The sequence below is a fragment of the Alcanivorax sp. 1008 genome, from assembly GCF_020667895.1.
GTDB lineage: Bacteria > Pseudomonadota > Gammaproteobacteria > Pseudomonadales > Alcanivoracaceae > PGZG01.
Genome location: NZ_JAFMPS010000017.1, coordinates 1 through 20836, shown reverse-complemented (window position 1 = coordinate 20836; position 20836 = coordinate 1). Strand labels below are relative to the sequence as shown.

General features: G+C 43.6%; 17 protein-coding genes. 12 read left to right on the top strand and 5 right to left on the bottom strand.

Annotation, left to right across the window (positions count from 1 at the left end; genetic code table 11):
* Positions 1 to 8 precede the first annotated feature (8 nt).
* A complete protein-coding gene (locus tag J1C54_RS14045; protein ID WP_229149054.1) occupies positions 9 to 3269 on the top strand; it encodes an AAA family ATPase in 3261 nt (1086 codons plus the stop codon).
* Between the two features lie 19 nt (positions 3270 to 3288).
* Positions 3289 to 4326 (top strand): hypothetical protein, encoded by a 1038-nt coding sequence (locus J1C54_RS14040; protein WP_229149052.1) that lies wholly within the window; start codon positions 3289 to 3291, stop codon positions 4324 to 4326.
* 70 nt (positions 4327 to 4396) lie between these two features.
* Here the strand turns inward: J1C54_RS14040 and J1C54_RS14035 are convergent, their stop codons facing one another.
* From J1C54_RS14035 to J1C54_RS14015, 5 genes are all read right to left on the bottom strand, one after another.
* Positions 4397 to 5257, bottom strand: a complete 861-nt coding sequence (locus tag J1C54_RS14035; protein WP_229149051.1) for a hydrolase or metal-binding protein — start codon at positions 5255 to 5257, stop codon at positions 4397 to 4399.
* A 26-nt stretch (positions 5258 to 5283) separates the two neighbouring features.
* Complete coding sequence (locus tag J1C54_RS14030; protein WP_229149050.1) at positions 5284 to 6285, bottom strand: YqaJ viral recombinase family protein; 1002 nt, start codon at positions 6283 to 6285, stop codon at positions 5284 to 5286.
* A gap of 72 nt (positions 6286 to 6357) precedes the next feature.
* Positions 6358 to 7314: a DUF932 domain-containing protein gene (locus J1C54_RS14025; RefSeq protein ID WP_229149047.1), complete on the bottom strand. Its 957-nt coding sequence runs from the start codon at positions 7312 to 7314 to the stop codon at positions 6358 to 6360.
* A 29-nt stretch (positions 7315 to 7343) separates the two neighbouring features.
* Positions 7344 to 7841, bottom strand: coding sequence for a DNA repair protein RadC (radC, locus tag J1C54_RS14020; RefSeq protein ID WP_229149042.1), 498 nt, complete (start codon positions 7839 to 7841; stop codon positions 7344 to 7346).
* A gap of 68 nt (positions 7842 to 7909) precedes the next feature.
* Positions 7910 to 8230, bottom strand: coding sequence for a hypothetical protein (locus J1C54_RS14015; protein WP_229149039.1), 321 nt, complete (start codon positions 8228 to 8230; stop codon positions 7910 to 7912).
* A 129-nt stretch (positions 8231 to 8359) separates the two neighbouring features.
* On the opposite strand from J1C54_RS14015, the gene J1C54_RS14010 reads away from it, so the two are divergent.
* From J1C54_RS14010 to J1C54_RS13965, 10 genes are all read left to right on the top strand, one after another.
* A complete protein-coding gene (locus J1C54_RS14010) occupies positions 8360 to 9556 on the top strand; it encodes a hypothetical protein (RefSeq protein WP_229149037.1) in 1197 nt (398 codons plus the stop codon).
* 103 nt (positions 9557 to 9659) lie between these two features.
* Positions 9660 to 10073, top strand: a complete 414-nt coding sequence (locus J1C54_RS14005; protein WP_229149034.1) for an AlpA family transcriptional regulator — start codon at positions 9660 to 9662, stop codon at positions 10071 to 10073.
* A complete protein-coding gene (locus J1C54_RS14000; protein WP_229149031.1) occupies positions 10073 to 11524 on the top strand; it encodes a YfjI family protein in 1452 nt (483 codons plus the stop codon). The genes J1C54_RS14005 and J1C54_RS14000 overlap by 1 nt, the downstream gene beginning before the upstream one ends.
* Positions 11525 to 11878: 354 nt before the next feature.
* Positions 11879 to 12658 carry an inovirus-type Gp2 protein gene (locus J1C54_RS13995; protein WP_229149028.1) on the top strand — a complete coding sequence of 260 codons (780 nt, stop codon included), beginning with the start codon at positions 11879 to 11881 and terminating at the stop codon, positions 12656 to 12658.
* A gap of 147 nt (positions 12659 to 12805) precedes the next feature.
* On the top strand, positions 12806 to 13330 hold the full coding sequence (locus J1C54_RS13990) for a hypothetical protein (RefSeq protein ID WP_229149026.1): 525 nt from the start codon (positions 12806 to 12808) through the stop codon (positions 13328 to 13330).
* Positions 13331 to 13546: 216 nt separating this feature from the next.
* Complete coding sequence (locus J1C54_RS13985; RefSeq protein WP_229149025.1) at positions 13547 to 13954, top strand: ParD-like family protein; 408 nt, start codon at positions 13547 to 13549, stop codon at positions 13952 to 13954.
* 53 nt (positions 13955 to 14007) lie between these two features.
* Positions 14008 to 16857 (top strand): AAA family ATPase, encoded by a 2850-nt coding sequence (locus J1C54_RS13980; RefSeq protein WP_229149024.1) that lies wholly within the window; start codon positions 14008 to 14010, stop codon positions 16855 to 16857.
* Positions 16854 to 18275 carry a hypothetical protein gene (locus J1C54_RS13975; RefSeq protein WP_229149023.1) on the top strand — a complete coding sequence of 474 codons (1422 nt, stop codon included), beginning with the start codon at positions 16854 to 16856 and terminating at the stop codon, positions 18273 to 18275. The genes J1C54_RS13980 and J1C54_RS13975 overlap by 4 nt, the downstream gene beginning before the upstream one ends.
* 30 nt (positions 18276 to 18305) lie before the next feature.
* Entirely contained in the window at positions 18306 to 18857 is a 552-nt protein-coding gene (locus J1C54_RS13970; RefSeq protein ID WP_229149022.1) for a hypothetical protein, read from the top strand.
* Complete coding sequence (locus tag J1C54_RS13965; RefSeq protein WP_229149021.1) at positions 18850 to 20277, top strand: hypothetical protein; 1428 nt, start codon at positions 18850 to 18852, stop codon at positions 20275 to 20277. The genes J1C54_RS13970 and J1C54_RS13965 overlap by 8 nt, the downstream gene beginning before the upstream one ends.
* The last annotated feature ends 559 nt before the right edge of the window (positions 20278 to 20836 follow it).

Here is a 20836-nt window from a genome sequence, read left to right as displayed (position 1 = left end):
ATAAGCTAATGAGAATTTTGCAGGTACGCTTCAAAAACCTAAATTCTTTAGCTGGTGAGTGGGAGGTTGATCTCACGCACCCTGATTATGACTCCAATGGAATCTTTGCCATTACTGGCCCGACTGGAGCGGGTAAAACAACCATTCTTGACGCTATTTGTCTCGCTCTATATGGCCGTACGCCGCGACTAAACAAGATTACTAAAAGTCTGAATGAAATTATGTCTCGCCAGACTGGAGACTGTTTTGCTGAGGTAACATTCGAAACCCAGGCTGGGCGCTTTCGTTGCCATTGGAGTCAACACAGAGCGCGCAAGAAAGCTGATGGTGAGCTTCAAGCGCCAAAGCACGAGATATCTAATGCCGACACAGGTGAAATTTACGAGTCGAAATTAAGAGGTGTTGCTGAGGAGATAGAGACAGCGACAGGTATGGATTTTGATCGTTTTACCCGGTCTATGCTACTTGCCCAGGGAGGATTTTCTGCCTTTCTTCAAGCGGCAGCAGATGAGAGAGCACCAATACTCGAACAGATAACGGGAACTGAAATCTATAGCCAAATTTCCATTCGTGTTCATGAAAAGCTGCGGGAAGAAAGAGATAAACTAAAGCTGCTCGAGGCAGAGTCATCAGGTGTGATGATTTTAGAGCCAGAAGAGGAAGCGCAGATTGATTCTGCGTTGCAAGGGAAAGTAAAGGAAGAAGCTGAACTTCAAGTAGAGTTTGATGCGGTTGGTAGATCCATCACTTGGCTAGCTTCCATTGATAATCTCAGGAAGGAAATTGCAAATCTGGCTACAGATGAGTCCCAATTGCAAAATGATTTTGCTGCATTTAAACCTGAGCAAGAAATACTTAACAAGGCTTTAAAAGCACACTCGTTGGATGGAGCTTACGCGACTATTGATTCTATTAGAAATCAGCAGCAGGAAGATATTGAGAGTTTGAGGGTGCATGAAAATGCTCTGCCTGAGCAGGAGTCTTCGGTTACGAATCAGGCTGAAATCCTAAAAGTTTCAGAAAAGCAAACAAAAGATATTAAAGAAGAGATAAAAACCTCTTCGCCTATTATTAAACAGGTACGAACTCTCGATCACCAAATTGACGATCAAAGAAAAGCAGTTAAAGAGATCAATGAACATTGCTCAGAACTGGAAACCAAGATTGAACAGGATAAGCAGAAGCTATTGGGCAACCAAGAAAAACGAGAGGCATTGGTTGAAGAGTTAGGCCAGATAGAGGAATACCTCAAGGATCATTCTGAAGACGAATGGCTTGTTAGCGGGTTGGCTGGCGTTGAGGCACAGTTTACAGATCTGCTCAATAGACAAGGTGACATACAGAAAAACGAGCAGCAGCTAGAAGCGCATAAGCAGTCACTTGATAAAGCTAAGGAGGCTCTTGCCGCGTGTTCTAAGTTGTGTGCAGACCGCAAGCAGGAACTAGACAGCGCATCAAAGAGTCTCAAAGAGTCTAGAGATAATCTTGAGAGAATACTGAACGGGAAGTTATTGCGAGAATATAGAAGCGAGAAAGAGGCGTTGCTCCGGGAAATCACTTTATTGAAGACTATTGCAAGTCTTGAGGATCATAGAAACGCATTAAAGGATGGAGAGGCTTGCCCGTTGTGTGGTGCCACGGATCATCCGTTTGCTGAAGGGAACATACCAACGCCTGATGAGTCGGAAAATAGGATTCGCTCGCTAACAGAATTAATTGAGAAGGCAGAAGCCCAGGAGCATGCTATTAAGCAGCTGGAATTGAATGAAGCTACTGCCCGGAGCAATTTAGTGGAAGCTGAAAAGCAGGAATTCGCTGCCAATTCTGAAAAGTCTAGTTTTGAGAAATCGGTAGCTGAGGCTATCTCAGGTATTGAGAAAATTCGTACTGAATATTCAGGAATTAAAGATGCCCTAATCGCAAAACTTAAACCCCTTGGTTTTTCCACAATACCGGATGACAAGGTTTCATTGGTGATCGAAGAGCTCATGGGCAGGCTGGATATATGGCAAACGAAAGTAAAAGAAAGCAACGAGTTTGAACGACAGGCTGCTGAGCTTGATAGCGATAAGAAGAGCCTCGATGCCATTATTTCAACACAAGTGGCTTCTCTAAATGACCAGAAAGTCCGTTTAGATAAAGCTAAAAATGCACTTGCTACTAGGGAGCAGGAACGTATAGACCTTTATGGCGACAAATCGCCAGACGTTGAAGAAGCCAGAATGAATGAGGGGCTTGCTGGTGCTGAGGAAGCTGAGCGGCAGGCTAGAATCCAGAATGATGAACTGAAAAAGACGCTCAATTCGGTTAAGACCCAAATTGAAGCATTGCAAAAACGGATTGCTGGGAGAGTAGAAAATCTTAAGAGTCAGGAAGAAAGCTTCTTGTCAAAAATTCTTGGTGCTGGTTTTGCAGATGAAGCGGAATTTCTTAGTGCCAGGCTTGATGAAGAGAAGAGAGAAGCGTTGTCGGGTAAGTCCAAGAGCTTAGAAGAGCGGAAGACACAATTAATTGCCAAGCAAAAAGATCGTGAGGAGCGTCTAGCTAAGGAATTAACTAAAAATATAACTACGAAAACCTTCGAGGAACTCGAACCGCAAAAGAATTCCCTTGAGAAATCACTGAGCGAGGTTCGGGAAATCATTGCCGGTTTTAAACACAAGCTAGATCAAAACAAAAATGCCAAGGAAAAATTAAAAGAAAAGCAGGAGATAATGGAGGCTCAGAAAAGCGAATGTCGCAGATGGGATAATCTCCATGAACTCATTGGGTCGGCAGATGGCAAGAAGTATCGAAACTTTGCACAGGGCCTGACGTTTGAGATTATGATTTCTCATGCTAATAAGCAGTTGCAGAAAATGTCGGACCGATATCTGCTCGTCAGAGATGCTGCGCAACCGTTGGAACTAAACGTGGTAGATAATTACCAAGCTGGAGAAACACGCTCAACCAAGAATCTCTCAGGAGGTGAGAGCTTCATCGTAAGTTTGTCACTAGCGCTAGGCCTCTCAAACATGGCTAGTAAGAATGTTCGGGTCGATTCGCTTTTTCTGGACGAGGGTTTTGGAACATTGGATGAAGAAGCACTCGACGTAGCGTTAGAGACGCTCTCAGGTCTTCAGCAGGAAGGTAAACTAATTGGCATTATTTCGCATGTACAGGCTTTAAAGGAACGTATAGGCACTCAGATTCAAGTCTCTCCACATAGTGGAGGCAGGAGTGTTATATCTGGTTCAGGGGTGTCTAGATTGCAGGCGAATGAACTTTAGGTTTTTAAGGAGTCACCAGGTGAGATTATATAAAGCTTGTAAAGTGCCAGTAGAGTTTTGGGACTATCCGGATCGACCTCTGGACGATAGTCTTTTTGACCAAACTGCCTACGTAAGCATGTCAAACGATGGGCTTTTAATTTCACCTTTAAAGATCATACATTGTGCGTCTATCCATTACGTGTCTAGATTTAACGATCCGTTTAGACAGTTTATTTCATCTTATCTTGAGATAGTTCCTTCCACTGTTGGGCATCGACCAAACAATTACCTTTATTTCTTTAGCAATGAAAATCATGAGATGCAAGGGAGATCTACCGAAGTTATTGCGGTAGGACTCTGCATATATTTAACGCAAAAGTTATTTGGTTTGCGTAGAAGTCGAATAACACCAATCGATGATACAAAAAAAAGATGCGACTTTCAGTTCGAAAAAAATATGCTGGCATATGTCGTGGAGTCCAAAGGAAGAAAGGGCTATACCGGAAAAGCGATCAGTGACATTTTCGAGAAAAAAGACAATTATCCAGACACCATGCCCAAGTATGGAGTGGTGAGTAAGATACCTCGTAATGGACGTAAAACTACAATTGATGTTGTTGATCCAGAATATAAACCAACAGAGGTAACGAAAGTACAGCAAGTTGTTTCTCTGCTAAGGCACTATTCTGCTGTTTCTGAATTATCCGGCTTTTGGAGGCTTTCTGATCTTTTAAAGAGCAGGGCGCGAGCAATTGAAAATGAAAATACAATAGACCCTTTTAATCGAGCTGCTCTTGATTTTGGAAATGTGTTGAAAGTTGGGACAACAATAGAATTAAGCATCAGCGGGATAAACGCAGAGGGATTTTTAACCGGATCAGATCAAGATATTAGTGATAAAAATAACAAGATGTTTTATTTGATGGATAAAACATTATTAAGCGTTCTGGAAGAGCAAGATTACGATGCTTTGATTAATTACAAGTTTGATTACCCTGAGGAAAAACAGGCTCAGGATGATGGGCCGTACTCAGTACTTGATGATGGTTCAATTCTATATATGAATATTGGCTAGGATTCTATCCTCTCTTAAATAAAGGGATTGGCGCCCCTCGACGAAGAGCACCAATTCCTATTAAGTTTGATCAAACCGATAGAGATTTTTCCTCTAGTTTGGTTTTCAGGCTTGATTGGTTGTTCTCAGGCTCCGGATAAAATTCATCCACAATCCCCGGAATCTCATCTTCGTCATATTCGAATGCAGCGTTTGCAAAACCGCTTTTGGCAGCATCATCAAGCGCAGCCTGGTTATAACCGGATGAGACTCGGGATTCATGACGAGCGTTAGCTTCAGCCAATGCTTCTTCAAGCGTCATACCTTCGCGTATTGTGATGTCCACATAGTAGATTGCTGAGCGGAAGCTTTGGGTTGTGCTTTTGCCTCGAAGTTTTAACTCCAGAGGAAGGCAGGCAAGCTTGTTTCCCGATACTGCCTGGTAATAACGTAATCGAGCCGCAAGGCTGCGAATACTGTTATAGCCAGTAGTGCGAAAAACAAACGTACCCATCTCATCATCTTCGCCGATCAGTACGTTCAGCCTGCCATAGGGTTTGCAGTTTCCTCCCTGAGCCAGTGTGCAGCTTCCTGGTGAAGGGCAAGGAAGTGTTTGTACGCCTTCAGAAGAATATCGACGACACTGTTCGCCATTACCTGCGCAGATAGGCCTGCCAGTCTGCCTGTCGAACAGACTGTATTCCGCTCGCAGGTTCAGGTCAGGGTCATTAAAGAGCATCCTGACGGGAATAGAACGAAGTTTGCCGTTCTCGGCTTGCTTGCGCAGGTCGCCATCCAGCGGGTGGGGTAGCCAGCCTTCTTGGGTTTGTACCTGGGTTGTGATAGTAAATTGGTCATCCTTTTCCGGAAGACGTTTGCCGTTCTTTTCTACAACACGGCCAATGCTTATCCGTCCAAGTATGGGCGGGGTTATTGCTAGACCTTTAATCATGGTCATTCTCCTGTGAAAATGGGTTGTTAGGCTCGAATCAAAAAGCGACGCGAGCCAGCACGGGTTTTGGGATATTGGTTGATGTATTCGGGGTGATCCTTGAGTAGAGCAGTGGTATCGAGTACCTGGCTGTCCTTGCTGCGTTTCCAGCTTATTTCCCCTCCGATGAATTTCCCTGTGCTGGCATCTCCCATGGCTTCCTGGATGTGTTGCTTTAGTCGCTCCTCCCGCTCACTCAATCGAGACAATCTGTCGCGTATGTCTAACAACTCGTTAAAGTCACCGCACAAATCATTGTTATCCGAGTAATCGACGGTCTGTCCCTGATCTTTCGGGTAGAGGCATTGCAGTGCTTTACCTGCGGATGCAGAACCATCAGCTGGTGGAGGTGTATCAGTTTCCACGTAATGCCAGAAGCGTCGCTCTAGTTCGATCAGACGATCTATTAGGTCGTCATCACGCTCTATTCGATGGATCTCAAGCTTTTGCCCGCAAAGCAATACGCAAACATCTGCGGCTTGTTTGCCAGTCACTGCCAATTGATGGGCTACCTGACATTGAATGTACATTGGCACGCCATCACGCCAAAGCTTGGAACCCCATTCACCAGCAGTTTTACATTCGAGGATCTGCACTTCCTCGTTCGCTACTACCGTGTAATCCAGGTTAGCCAGCATCCAGCGCTTGTCTTCATCAGGATGTTGTAAAACAGAGTTGAGACGACGTACTTTGTTTCCTGTGAGCTTCGAGTAGTTTTCCGCAACTACAGATTCAAGGACATTGCCCCAATAGATAGGCGAGGTCATGTCATCGGGATCGATTTTGGTTAGGCCTTCGTCTCTGCCAGTCTTAATCAACCACAACTCAAGTTGAGATTGATAAGGACTGATACCACAAGCGGCAGCAGCATCGCTCGCGCCGACTCCTTGTTTACGTACTTCGAGCCAGTCTTCTCGGCTCATGTTGTTAGTGGATGCCAGACGAAGCGCAGAACGATTTGATTGCATTGATTGGGTTAGTTGGTTCATGTTCTTTCTCCTAAAATAAAAAGCCCGGCGATTGCCGGGCTCTATGTTTGCAGGGTAGTTGTAGTGAGATGATCAAGCTGCAAGTAGCAAGGCCTCATCCAATGCCTTTTGCTTCAGGTTAGCGCCTTGCCCAAACCAGGCTGAGTCCAGACGGTAGTCTGTGTTTCTAGCTCTGCGCTCATGATCCACAAACTCAGTAACAGCATTCAGAAGGCCGAAGGCGGTGTTATGAGCAGAGGGCAGGTTGGAACCCCTGCCGCGACCATCAAACAAGCTCAACGCCTGTGCCATAGCTTTTTCATTGGTACGCAATCCATCGCGGGTGTGTTCAGTATACACTCGCTCGAAATAGCCTTTTGCACCACGGGCATTTACTTTTCGATCACTGAGCAACTTGAGCCTGTACATAAACTCCTGCCATTGTGAAACCTCGATCCCAAGCTCCTTCTTCACTGCATCGGCATCGAACACGGTGCTGTGTGGTATTTTCACAGCGCCTTTATTGTTGCCCAATGCAATTTGCAAAGTGTTGTTGCACACAACCCTGACTGAACAAAACTGGGCGGTAGTAGCCATGGTAGAGTCTGCCGACGACGCCAAAAGCACGTAGCCATTGGTGACATCATTGCCTTTCAAGGCAGTGGATTGTCCTGTCTTGGCAAGCGCCCAAAACTTTTTGCCGCCTTTCAAGACACCGGCAGTTTCCAGTTCGAAACCAGACTTTTCTGTCAGGTCACGATAGAATTCCAGGATCTCCCGTGGTTGGACAACCTTGTAACGATTGCCGACTACCGAGAGAGGAGCTTTGGTGTCCGAGCGGTACAAAACCTTGCTATCCGGGTAGGTGAGGATCTCACCTAGATAGCCCGATTTCCCTGTCATAAAACGGACGGGAGCTTCTTCAATATCCCAGTTCATACCAGCTTGGTCTGCCCAGACTTCGAGTGGTTGATTGGCAGTGAGTTGGTTGCCCAATCCATGCCATGGTGTTTGGCCAACGTAGGCCATTTGTTCAACGAGATGAGCCATAATTGGTTCTCCTTTATTTGTTAAATTGACTAAATAATTCCCCGCTCGGCCAGGCTCACCCAGCCTGTACGGGAGACAATCAGGTGATCTAAAGATCTGATATCAACTAAGGCGAGAGCGTCCCTGAGGCGCTCTGTAATTGCCTTGTCTGATGAGCTTGGCTCGCACTCACCTGAAGGGTGGTTGTGAGCAAAAATCACAGCTGCAGCCGAGTGGTGCAGTGCACGTTCGACGACAACACGGGGATACACCATTGATGAATCAATAGTGCCGCTGAAGAGCTTTTCGAAGCATAGAACCTGATGGCGGTTATCCAGGAATAGAACACCAAAATGCTCGTTCTTTTCAGCTCCCAACGATAGCTGGAGGAATCTGGCTGCATCCGTGGGGCGGGTTAGAGCCTCCAGCTCTTTTAGGCCGTCGAGTAAGATAGTGGCCGCCTGGTCCAGAATCTCCTCGGCTTTCACGGGGCCTCGACGCACGCGGTAAAGGCCCTCCTTGTTTTTGACAAAGGTTGGTTTGTTCATTTTTTGATCTCCGGAAACAAGAGAGCCCGCTTTTGCGGGCTCTCAATAGCGATATGAAGCCTTGTAGGCTATTCTTCTTTAAGGCTGAAAATATGGCCGCAGGACAGGCATTCGTAGTTGTCGAGTATGTTTTCATCAACTACTTCACCAAGGGCGGAGCCGACAGTACCACCGGCAATTCCACCGATGAGGCCACCGACGATAGCGCCTCCGACAGAGCCAAGTGGGCCCGCGATTAGGCCTACTGTCATACCGACACGGGCTCCAGTGGAAGCACCGGCGACACCGGAGGCCGCACCAGCGACGGTTCCTACCGTTGAGCCTGTCTTGCGACCAAGATTAATAGTGCCAATCCGCTGAGATTGGCAGTTAGGGCATTCAATGGACATGGATATAATCTCCTAAGGGTAATTGGTGGATAGATCCATGTTGGTGATATGTATTTGAAAAAATTTGGAGTGGCTGAATGAGCAAACGATATTCTGTTTGAATAATCAGTTATCTACTGGGCTTTAAGAATGATTCTATTTATTGAAAAACCACAGCTCTTTGGTAATACCTATACCATCAAAAAACTGGCCGAAGATTTAAAAATCAGGCAAGACGATATACTTGATGCAATTTCAATGGAAAAGTTACCGGCATTTTATCGGGTGCCTTACGATGTTGATGTCTATTGCGCTAATAAGGAAGCATATGACTGGGTAACCAAAGAAAAGCCTGTTAGTGACTTCATGGAAAAATCTGGTCAGGAAGAAACTGAACAGATTCAACCGGTTGCTATGGATTCAGACCAGATTCATGGATTTGTATTAACGCAAAAACAAAGCCTAAAATTAAAACTGCATAAAATAATACAGGTAGGCTATTTTGATGAAGCCATAAGTCTTAATATGGAAAACCCTGAAAAAGCATTCAAGAGAGAAAGAATAACCTTTGGTAAGAAAAAGGCATACCTGGATAACGGGCGATGGTGTTTTGTTATGTATCAAAAGAACACGACACCCGAGCATATTTTTGGTTGTGGCTTATCACAGCCAGCTTATGTTGATGTTGAAATTGAAGATTTGATAGTTACTACTTTTGATATCCAAAAACTAATTGATGAATATGATATTGATGAATACATAGCCGATCTTTTCGAGAAAGATAAGATGATGTGCCCCAGACCAGATTACGTTTCGAAAAAGCTAGGATACATTATTGATGGAATTGAGATGTATTATTCAAATATATCCGAAGACTCGAGTTTGGATGTGTTTCGTCAGCAAGAACAAAAGTTTTCCCAATATTTGCAATCTAGAGATTTTGTAAATCTCATGAAAGATGATTTTACAGAACGGAGACTCAATATCTACTTGGAAAACTTTATCCCCCAGTGGGCTCGGCTCCCAAAGAGAACGTTTAGTCCTTCGAAATTCGGTATTCCTAACTATTTCTCACAAGAGTTGAGGGCTGTTTTGGCTGGGGCCAAATATTTTTGGGGTAGTAAATATGTAGCATTCGAAAATGGAAGTACTCATCCGGACGGGGACTTGATCAAGACTTTTCTAAGAAATCATGATCTAAAGGCAAAAGACGCAGAGGCGCTTAAGGCCTTGATGGCTCCCGAAGAGGCGAACCCGAATAACAAGACCTTCAAGGATGGCCCAAGAAAGCAATTGCAGGCATTGGCGGAAGCTCGTGCAAAACTCGCCCGCAAATCATACAAATAGCTTCCTGTCAAGATTCGCCAACGCGAATCTCCTAAAAAAAATCAAATAATTCCATCCTAAGAACCGTAGCAACGTCGCTACGAAACTCTCTAGGAGAATTATCATGAGATACACTTACGTAGGGCAGGGAGCCGACATTAAGGCGAAGGAAAAGCAACAAGCCATGTTGAATGGGATTGTACCCCATCAAGATAGTGACAGTCATAAACCTGATGATCGGTTTGTGTTGACCAACTCAAACGGTAAACGAAAGCTTGAATTGGAAGAGCCTATTCCGTCTTGGGATCGCTGGCTTGATGTTGAAGACGCAATGGATGTTATAGGACTAAAGGGAAAGTCTACTTTCTACAACCTTCAATACCCGAGCGAGAACAACAAGCAATATGACGAAACATTTCCCAAAGGTCGTCGGATTACTCAGCGTCTCACGGTATGGCGGTTTTCCGCGTTAATGACTTGGGTTGAGTCAAAGCCAATTCGTGTTCCTGGTGCATGCATACCAGAGGAAGATGAATAATGGCTTACCCAATGCAAAACAAAAGTCAGCCCCCCGCTGACTTCCTTTCACCGCGGCTTCCTATTTTGGGAGCCGCAGTAAAAGAAGCAAGACTAATGATTTTAGCTCCAGACAGGCTTTGCCAAATGGGAGCTATAACAGCAATCGCTATTCCTGTGCCATATTTGATTGATGTTCAGATTCCGCAGTCAACGCAGGTGAGTATAACTTCGTTGTACCTAACTGCCGTCGCTAAGTCTGGAGAAGGTAAGACGCCAGTAGAAAAATTGTTCTTGAAAGCCATTCGTGACTTTGATGATGCTCATTATGAAGAGTATGAAAAACAAATGGCTCAGTACAAAAGGAAATACAAATCCTGGAATAAAAAGAAAAACAAATTGGATAGGGATGTAGAAAAGTTAGTTGATGCGGGAAAGGACGAAACAGAGGCGGAGGAAAAATACCAGGATCACTTGTTGTTGGAACCAGTTAAACCGAAAAAGGTGCAGCTGCTTCATGAAGATATAAGTCCGGCGGCAATGCTTGCTGCTCTGGATGAGTATCCGATTGGCGGGCTTGTTTCTGGTGAAGCAGCCATGATTCTTGATGGAAGAGCGTTCGAAGCATTTGCACATTTTAATGATCTATGGAGCGGGAGTGGTGTTAAGTATGAGCGCGCAGGAAAGCGAATAAGATTAAGTGGCGTAACTCTTACGAATTCGTTCATGATTCAGCCAACGCTTTTTGAGCCGCAGACTGACAAGCGAAAGCAAAAGATTCGTGATTCCGGGTATTGGGCTAGAAATTTAATTTTTAGTCCAGATTCCACTCAAGGTACGCGACTTTCCCGAAACAAAAGCACTTCGACTTCCAAAATTAAAAGATTCAATAAGCGAATATCCGAGTTGCTGGAAGAAATGAAGGTCGCAGCGAGTGATCCAAATTTTAAAAAAAGAATATTGAAATTTTCTCCTCAGGCTCAAGAACAGTGGTTAGAAATTTCGGACCAGATTGAAATGCAAAAAGGCCCAGGAGGCTATTTTGAGAGGGCGACAGATCACGCTGCGAAGCTTCCGGAAATAATCGCGAGATTAGCTGCCCTAATACATTATTTCGAAGGCTTTCAAGGTGAAATTTCAACTGACACTCTGTATGTGGCAGTGGAAATATGCAAAGAGTGCTCTGACGACTTCATGCAGCTTTTTGTAAAACCACCCGAGGAGTTTGCTGATGCAGAGCTTCTTGAAAAGCGCTTTGAGGAATATCGAGAGCGTGGCTGGCGATACGTGGAAAGAACTTTCGCTAGAAGGCGATGCCCAAATCCACTTCGACAAGGTGGGCGATTCTTTATCGCGTTAGATCGCTTATACCTTGATGGCTTTGCAAGGCCCAGATATACCGATAAAGGTGTGGAGGTTATTGACTTATGTCCTGGTCAGCCGGACCTTTCTGGTTTCTTCTTCGTAAACTAGCAGGGTGCATTATACTGCTGCTATTTCTGCTACGTAGCAGAAATAGCAGCTTTTTCTCGTTTAGTGTCATTTTTTTAACGCATTCCACAGTGCTCCAAAAGGGCCCGGTTATAGGTTTCTACTTTTTCAGAGTAGATATTGGGCTCCATTCAGGCCCAATGGCAGCAATTACGGGGTTTAAGCAAATCGGTTATCCCTATGATTTGGGGCAGGAGTCTATTATGCCCTGTGTACCAATAGTTCAATTATGCCATCCCCTCCAGGGATGGCTATATGTCCCATTCAAACGTCAATATAAGTTAATTATTACTGTTGAGTCTCTTCATATGAGATTAATTTATTGAGAGTACAACCATGGCATTTTCTAACAGTCAGTTTTGCACAAAACCATCCCATCGGGGACTTCATGTTAAATCCGATAAGGGACCATTAGTTGTCCCTTATCTAGATGCACAGTTAAGGCTTTATGAATATCTATTACATCAATGGTATCTGGTATTTGCTTACAGATTCGACCTTCATTTTCCAGCTGATTCTTACGGCTGGGGTAGTGACGTCATAACAAGTTTCAATGCATCGTTGCATTCTAAAATAAAACATCGCGCAAATATGTTTGGCTGTGGTCATATGGATATCGGACCACGATTTATCTGGGCCAAAGAAAATAAAAACTCGGTAAATGACCATTACCATTACTGTACGTTGATCGATGGTAACTTTATATCAAAATCAGGTACGTTCAATGCTGAAAGCTGGACTTTGAAAAAGTCTATTGTTGAGTCATGGGCTAAGGCGTTAGGTATATCTGTTAAGGAAGCAGAACCTTTGGTGCAACATGGTGAGAATGGCGACTATCTGGTTGAGTTGGAGAGTTCGGATTTTCTTCAACAGTTAACTAACCTGTTTTATCGAACCAGTTACTTTGCAAAGCTTGATACAAAGCGATACGGGGACGGCTCGAGGAATCACAGATGCAGTTGTGTGCCGCTTGGCTTTGATGATTTCAACCTGGATGAATATGTAATATTTCATAAAAGGGAAATACACGGAATACTTGAGGATCAATTTCTCTATTCAAGTGAACATTCTGAATTTTCACATATGCAAAATAAAAACGTTTCCCCACTTTGGTAGAATATTTCGTTATTAGAGGAATATTTTTTTGGTCGTGAATGGAGCCCTTTATATCGCAGTGTTCTCTAACGGGCTCCAGTAGACAGATTGAGCATTTCTAACGAGCATTCATAATTAAGCCTGATCAAAATAAAAAGGTGATTGGTTATGAAAACAAGTTATGTTCAGTGTCCTATCTGCGATTGCTCTGTGGACGATGCTAAAGCGCAAACAATGTTTTTCACTGTTGAAAAACATCAAGGCTGGTGGGAAGTATTAGATTGTAGCAGTGTAGCAAGCATCTGTCTTGACTGCATGTGTCGGTACGACGTTCAAAATAAACTGATTCGTTTCATTGATGAATCGTTTGTGCGGTACCAGGAACATGTGAACGCGCAATGGTTAATTAAGAATGGCGTGGTGCGTGCAGCTGAGTGTTGTCATTCATGTGGATGTCAGGATTTAGATGATGGTAGGGATATTCTCTCAATCGATGACAGTGTAGGTTATCTGGGTTTTGATTCTTTCAGGTCAGTTGCCGATGGACATTATGCATTTTTCTGTCTCGATTGTTCGGATAAGCATGCTGTTACACAACGAGTTAGTGATGAGCTAGATGAGATCATTGAGCAAGCTCGTTCAGGAAGGGGCTGCTTTGGGCCAGACCATTCGTATTACACCAGTCAAGCTTGATCCATGGTTAGTGGGTAACGTTGCATATGGGCTATCCAGGGGCTTCTGAGGCAGTCTCTGGATCAGGCCTATAGCCCATTTCAGGTTCGTCCACAGGTTGGTGATCACTATCAGTGTTGTCGGATTCATACGTGGTTCGATTATTACTATTTATTTCCTAGAAGCTATGTAGCGATCTGCTACACTGTAGCTATTAGTGCATGACTGGGAGGCCATATGGCTAAAGCAAATTCTCCTGTGCGGCTAGATGCTGAGCTTATGGAAGAGGCTGCTCGACACGGGCGACTATTTCATCGCAGTACAGCAGAAACCATCGAATATTGGGCCAGCCTTGGCAGGCGGTTCCAGAAGCTAATAGATCCAGATGTTTTGCTCGAGATACAAGCTGGGTCGATGGTTCTGGACGTTAAGCCTGCTCAGGTTGGGCATATAGCTCCTGAGAGCGTTCTTAGCCAGCTGGAGGCTAACAGAGTAGCTAGAGACGATAATCAGTTAGTCAACCGGGAGAAGCCCATTTACCAGGCGAGCGAGAGCCATCCAGGGATGCTTGAGCAAATTCTACCTGATGGCACTGTTACTGTTGGGCAGTTTTTTGAAGGCCGGTTCTTTCCGGCAAAAGAATAAAATAACAAAATAATAAGCTCAGTTAATGATGCAATAACTTCAGGAACGGCAGGATGTCGAATTTTGATTTCATAAAAGCCCGTCAACCAGATCTGGCTGAATTAGGCCAGTGGGCTGAGAAGTATGCATATTCTGATCCTCAAAGCGCTATAACTAAGCTACGTTGCTTTGGTGAGATATATGTTGGATTCATTTACGAAGACTACAGCCTGCCGAGCTATGGGGCCAAAACGTTTTTTGAAAGGCTAGATAATGCAGCTTTTAAAAATGCGATTGAAGCTTCTGTAGTAGAAAAACTTCATGCAATTAGAATGAAGGGAAATAAAGCGGCTCACCCAGCTGGAGTGTCTGTTGATGACGCACTTTGGTTAATTAAGGAAGCGTATTTTCTTTCAGCTTGGCTGTATGTTGCCTGCCATGGAGGAAAAGTCGAAGACCTACCCGAGTACCACGAACCGCAACCTCATACACCTGAAGAGAAGGCCTTGCGCCAGGACAAGGCAAAATTAGAACAGGCTCTTAGCCTGCAAACCGAGGACTTGGAGAAATCCAAGGCTGAATTGCAGGAGGCACAAGAGAGGATCAGTCAAGCTTTAAATGAAATTGAACAGCTAAATAATGCAGTTGATCAAGCAAGACTTGCACAGCTCGCTGGTAACAGCTTGGACTTAATGTGCAAGTTTGATATGGAGCAAGATGAAACCCGGAAGCGGGTGAGTATGCATGATGTATTTTCAGATTATCAGCTTACCAATGATCAAGAAGAACTTGTTGAAGAGTTGAATATTTTCCTGGATGGGAAAGAAGATAACGTTTTTCTTTTGAAAGGATATGCGGGTACGGGAAAGACCTTTATAACAAAGGGACTTACTGAGTACTTTCGATCGATTGGACGAAACTATATTCTCGCAGCCCCTACAGGCAAGGCTTCAAAAGTAATATCGAGCAAAACTAAAAGCCCAGCTTACACAATCCATAAAACGATTTATTCTTTTAAAGATATTGGAGATTACAGAGAGAACGATTTAGAGGGGACTCAGACCTACAAATTCTATTCAAAGCTTGCGGTTAATGAGCATTCTGTTGATACAGTTTATATTATTGACGAAGCATCAATGGTGTCAGATATCTACAACGAAGCAGAATTTTTTAGATTTGGCAGTGGGTTTCTTCTAAGAGATTTACTGGAATTTATTAATCTTGACCATAACGATCATAATAAAAAATTAATTTTCATTGGTGATAATGCCCAGTTACCACCAGTAGGGATGAATACATCTCCTGCACTGGATACACCCTATCTGTTAGAAAAATATAATATCAGACCAAAGGAGTTTGAGCTAACTGAAGTGGTTCGTCAGAAAGCAGATAGCGGGGTAATGTTGAATGCAACTATGATTCGAGATGCGATTGAAAAGAGAATATTCAATCGGTTAGACATTGATATATCGCCGGAAGATGTAGAGCATGTTGAATATTCTGATTTGCTTGAGCGCTATCTCGATAGTTGCGATCGAAAAATTAATGCTGAGTCGATCGTTATTGCTCATTCGAATGCCGATGTGGCTGAGTATAACAAGCGAATACGTGAGTTTTTCTTCCCGGGGAACGAGGAGGTGGTTGCAGGCGATAAAATTATGGCTGTTTCAAACAGTGATGCCCATGGGTTCTTCATTTCAAATGGCGACTTTGGTCAGGTTAGAAAAATCTATAAAGAATCTGAAGAAAGGGCTGTTACATTAAAGAAACGTTCTGCGGAAACTGGTGAAGTTGAAAAGGTAAGCGTGAATTTGAAGTTTAGGGATGCTCTAGTCGGGTTTAGGGATTTCGATGGAGAGCCTAGGTTTTTTGATGTAAAGATTATCGAGAACCTACTGTATTCCTCGCAGCCTAACCTGACCTCTGATGAAAACAAAGCTCTGTATGTTGATTTTTGCATGCGCCATCCAAGGTTGAATCCAAAGTCGACAGAGTTCAAGGATACTCTGCGATCAGACCCATATTTCAATGCACTAAGGGTTAAGTTTGGATATGCAATCACTTGTCATAAAGCACAAGGTAGTGAATGGAGTAATGTCTTTGTTAAGTGCAGAACGCATCAAAATCAGCTCTCTGCAGAGTACTTTCGTTGGATATACACAGCTATTACTAGAACATCAGATAATCTTTTCTTGATGGATGAGCCGCATCTACAGCCTGAGAGTAATATAGATTGGGGTGAGGGAGAAAGTGCACCTTGGGAAGTTTCGTCTGAGATTGCTGATTTGCCGCCACATTCAAATAGTCTTTCTGAAGATCAACCGGTTGAAACCGGAGGTGGTGTGGCTAGGGAAAATAAATTTGGAATTCCTTCGAATTCTGCTCTCTTATTGGCAATTTTAGATAACATAAATACGTTAGTGTCCAGCACAAAATTCTCCATAGAAAGTATTGATCACAATCAGTACCAGGAAGCTTATACGTTTCGTTGTGGTGATGAATTAGTTCGAATTAATATTTCGTATAGTACAAAGAAAAATCAGGTAACTGCAGTAAACGCTCAAAATGTAGATGAATCATCTTCTGAGATTCAAGGTCTTTTGGAAACCCTGGTAAACACACCAATGGTAATTTCTTCTAAGCAGTCTCAATCTGGAGGTTTCTTATTTTCAGAAGACTTCCTGAACGTGTTTCATGACAAAGTTTTGCATATTGCAGAAGAAAACAACGTCCATGTTTCTGGCGCAGAAGAAAAGCAATGGTTTCAGCGATATACCTTTGCTCGTGATAGTGAGATGGCTGTGCTGGATATCTATTATGATGGAAAGAAGAGATTCACAAAATGTATTGCACAAAAGTCTCTTAGTAACTCGCAGGAGTTCATTGCATTTCTAACGTTAATGCTTCAAAAAGGATTGGGATGACCGAATCTATCTCACAGCAAGTTAATCGGCTGAGAAAAGAAGGGAAGCTTTCGGAAGCTTGGCAAATCGCATGCCCTGCTATCCAGGAGAATAAAGAAGATAGGTACTTGCAGGGAGCTTTCTTCTGGCTCTGTTATGGCTACCTTAAGGAGTTAGTCGCTCCAATTAACGAACGTGGTAAACAAGAACCGATGAGGTTGCAACCTAGTCAATCTGAGCTTCAGAAGATTAATTTTCGTCTTGACTGGCTTTTGTGGCTCGACATGCCAAAGGGTGACTTTAATGAGTATCGAACATTGGTTTTGCTTTTTCAGAAAGGAATGGAATTTTATCCCAAACTTGTTCTCCTACTAGTAAAGCATTCCCCATCTTTTGAACCTGATGATTTACAGCCATTCAAAACTGAAAGAGGAGAATCACCTAGTTTATTACTAACTTATGCCCGCAAGATCGCCAAGGCCTGGCAAGAACATAAAGAGGTTCGTTCCAATATCTCAATTGATGAGCTTTTGCCAATATTAGACAAGGCTAGAAGCGATACGCTGGATTCACAACATAAAATTTGGTTGGACTATGATGAAGCGAAATGCTTGATCATAGCCGGTAGAGAAGAACAGGCTCGTGATTTTGTTATACCTGTGTTGAACAGAAAGCGATCAGAATCTTGGGCTTGGGGAGCCCTAGCGGCCACATATCGTAATACGGATACTGATAAAGCGATCATGCTATTTGCTCAAGGGATTCTCTGTGCACATGATGAAAAATTTTCTCTGCGTCTATTAAAAGGGGTATCAAAGCTTCTAGTCGACAACGGGTATCCAGCGGAAGCTTCAATGTGCATTAAAAAGGCGGCTCAATGCTATGAGACGAATGGCTGGAATATAAAGGCAGACTTACAGGCCTTAATGAATCAGCCTTGGTATGATGCATCTGTCGACACCAGCGATCTAACCCCTTTTCTCACTGCAAAATGCGAGGGCGCGGAAGAACTGTTAAATGGGCCCGTTAAAAAGGCTGTCGGTGTGGTTATAAGCTTGCATAAGTCTGGTAAGGGGTTGCACGTATATTTGTCGGAAGGAGATGCCCGTTCGGTTCCATTGCACCTCTTTAAAAAAGGTGAGAAGCCTGCGCTGGGGGATTATGTGCAAATTTCTATGCCAGAGTCCGATAGCGATAGCGATAGCATAGTATCCGCTCAGCTTACTGAATTGGTTGAAATTGACGGTGTTAGACATATAGAAGATTCGATTAAAATAAATCCTAAGGGTTTTGGCTTCGTTGGTGATGCATATGTTGCTCCGCATCTTGCCCAAAAAGTTAGCGATGGTCAGAAGGTTAGCGCCTTAACTGTCAGAGATCTGGATAAGAAAAAGAATAAAATGAGTTGGAAAGTGATAAAGCTTTCTGGTGTGAACTAGTATGGCAAATTAAAGATGAATAGGTAAATTATGTCGTTTAAAAAACAAATTATTGTAGTGGCCCCAAAGCAATATAAAGATCTCGCTCGGAAGCTGGCGCACAACATTTCCAAACAACCGGGGTATTCTTGTACATTTTGGACTGTCGTTCACTATGAGCAAAATGAGTTCAGTGTTGCTTCATCTCAGCATGTCATACTTATTGGTAATGAGGAGGAAAATTCGGTTACTAAATCACTTATTTCGGAAATAGGAAATATTAAAAATAAAGCCGGAGCCTGCTTTGGCTTTGATGGATCGAAGGCTGTTGTATTTGGTACTGGAGAGCTTGAACAAGGGGAAGAGTTTAAAAGTCTTGTTGTCGCAACTTCGGCATTGATAAACGAAAAAGAAGATTCGGGTTCTATGGGGAAATTGCTGGCGAAACAATATTTAGCTGTGGCTTTGGTTCCTGGTATTGGTCTTATGAAGTTGGTGTCTATGATCGGCAGACAAAAGCGACTTCGTCTTTCACAAACGAATACAGCTCTAACTCTTTTTCTTGATGAGATGTTTGATAAGTGGGTTGGTATTGATGAATGATAAAAATATCAGCGATTTTAATAAAAACTTTAATAAGGTAGCGGGTGCCGCAGATAATATTGCGGGAGTATTCGGTACCATTGAGGGTGAACAGTACTCTTCTGAGGTTCAGCGTGCTATCAATAGTGCAGTTGATGTATTAAATACAGAAGGCGATAGAACCATAAATAGCACAGTTGACTCAACAAAAGGCTTTTTAGCTGAGCAATGGCATTCTGAGACATTAAAGATTAGTGGGGCTGCAAGATCAAGAGACGATGTTAAGGCTCATGTTCCTGGTGGGAATGAGCCAGGGCGTGACCTCGAATTTGGTGATGCCAAATCAAGCCATATCGCTGAGGTAAAATATTGGAAAACACCAGAAGATACAGCAAAGCAAATTAGTCGACCAGAATATACCGGGAATGAAAAAATCGTTCCTAGTGATCAGTTAGAAGATGTTAAGCAGAGAGCGTTGGAGCAAGCAGAAAGAAACGCTGACATCCGCCCAGAGCAAGCTAAAAACTACCAACATACAGCTGACACGGTAAAGGATCATGCAGAAGTCGGCAATGCCTCTTCAAGGCCTATCTCAGAAGTTGATATGAGGGAGATGGCGAAGGACCACAAAACAACCGGAGAAATAGACGGAGATAAGTTTGGCTTATTGTCAGAAAACTTCGTTGAGTGGACGGATGCGGCTAGGGAGGCAGGAGAAGCCGGGCTGCATGCAGCAGCATTATCAGCTGCTATCAAAGCTGCACCTCATATTTGGGCTTTATTGCAAGAGTATTTAGAGAATGGAAACATTAAGCCTGAAGATTTAAGAGAGCATACTCGAGAGATCTTGTCTGGCTCAGCTAGTGCTGGCTTGCGGGGCGGTGTTGCTGCCTGTTTAACCATAACTTGCAAAACTGGGCTAATGGGGGAGGCGTTAAAAAGTGTTTCTCCCGTAGCCATCGGAATGGCAACAACGATGACGATAAACGCCATAAGTTATTCAATTCAGTTTCAGCAAGGGCAAATATCGCAAAAAGAATTAGCTGAAAAATGCCTACGAGACGCTTTTGTACTTAGTGCTGGTTTTTGCGGTGCTTCACTAGGACAATTAATCATCCCTATACCGATGGTGGGCGCACTTGTGGGAAATATTGTGGGATCAATGGTGGCTGCCGTGTGTTACGAGGGAGCTAACCAGGTGATACTGGGAGTATGTATTAACACAGGTTGGACTTTGTTGGGCCTCGTTGAACAAGATTATGTTGTACCAGAAGAAGTATTACATCAAACCGGTTGTGATATGTTTTTACCTGAAATGTTTTCCCCAGAACAATTTACATATGAGCAGTTTCAGCCTCAAGGATTCGCAGCGGAAGGCCTTTTGTTTACTCCGGTTAGACGAGGAGTTATTGCTTTCAGGTCTGTTGGTTACGTTGCTTAGCGATACATTAAGGGGTGTTCGGTTCAATTCCGCATTCGGGCATTGAACTGGCTCGGTTCAATTGTGCGGGTTCAATTCCCGATTTCTATGATCCTGCACAGGGGGTACAGGTGGGGGTATCGTCAATTTTCGATATGTAAAAAATTACATATATTACAATATCTTATGTGTAATTTTCGATGGAGGCCCCGGGCACCAAATAAGGCCAGCGCAAAACGGCCTCCATATTCAAGTCTTGGCCGGACCAAGCTCTTTGGTAAAAAAACCAGCTGAAACATTCCTGGAAAAGCTTGCTGACGAGGGTTCTTGACTTGAGTGCCGGAATAGAAAAAGGCCTTACCCTCTACATATCTATCATGCAAAAGGTAAGGCCTGTTCCATCACTTTCTAAAAACGCTTTTATCTATCCTTGCGAATCAATGCAGAGTTTTCTGCTCTTATAGTTCCGATCCGTCATTGCGGAAAAAGCCATTGGTGATTGCTATGGCTGTGCCACCGGCGGTGTACAGGGTTCCGCTGAAGGTGCCTTCGTAAACGGCTCCGGCAGAAGTTACGTTAA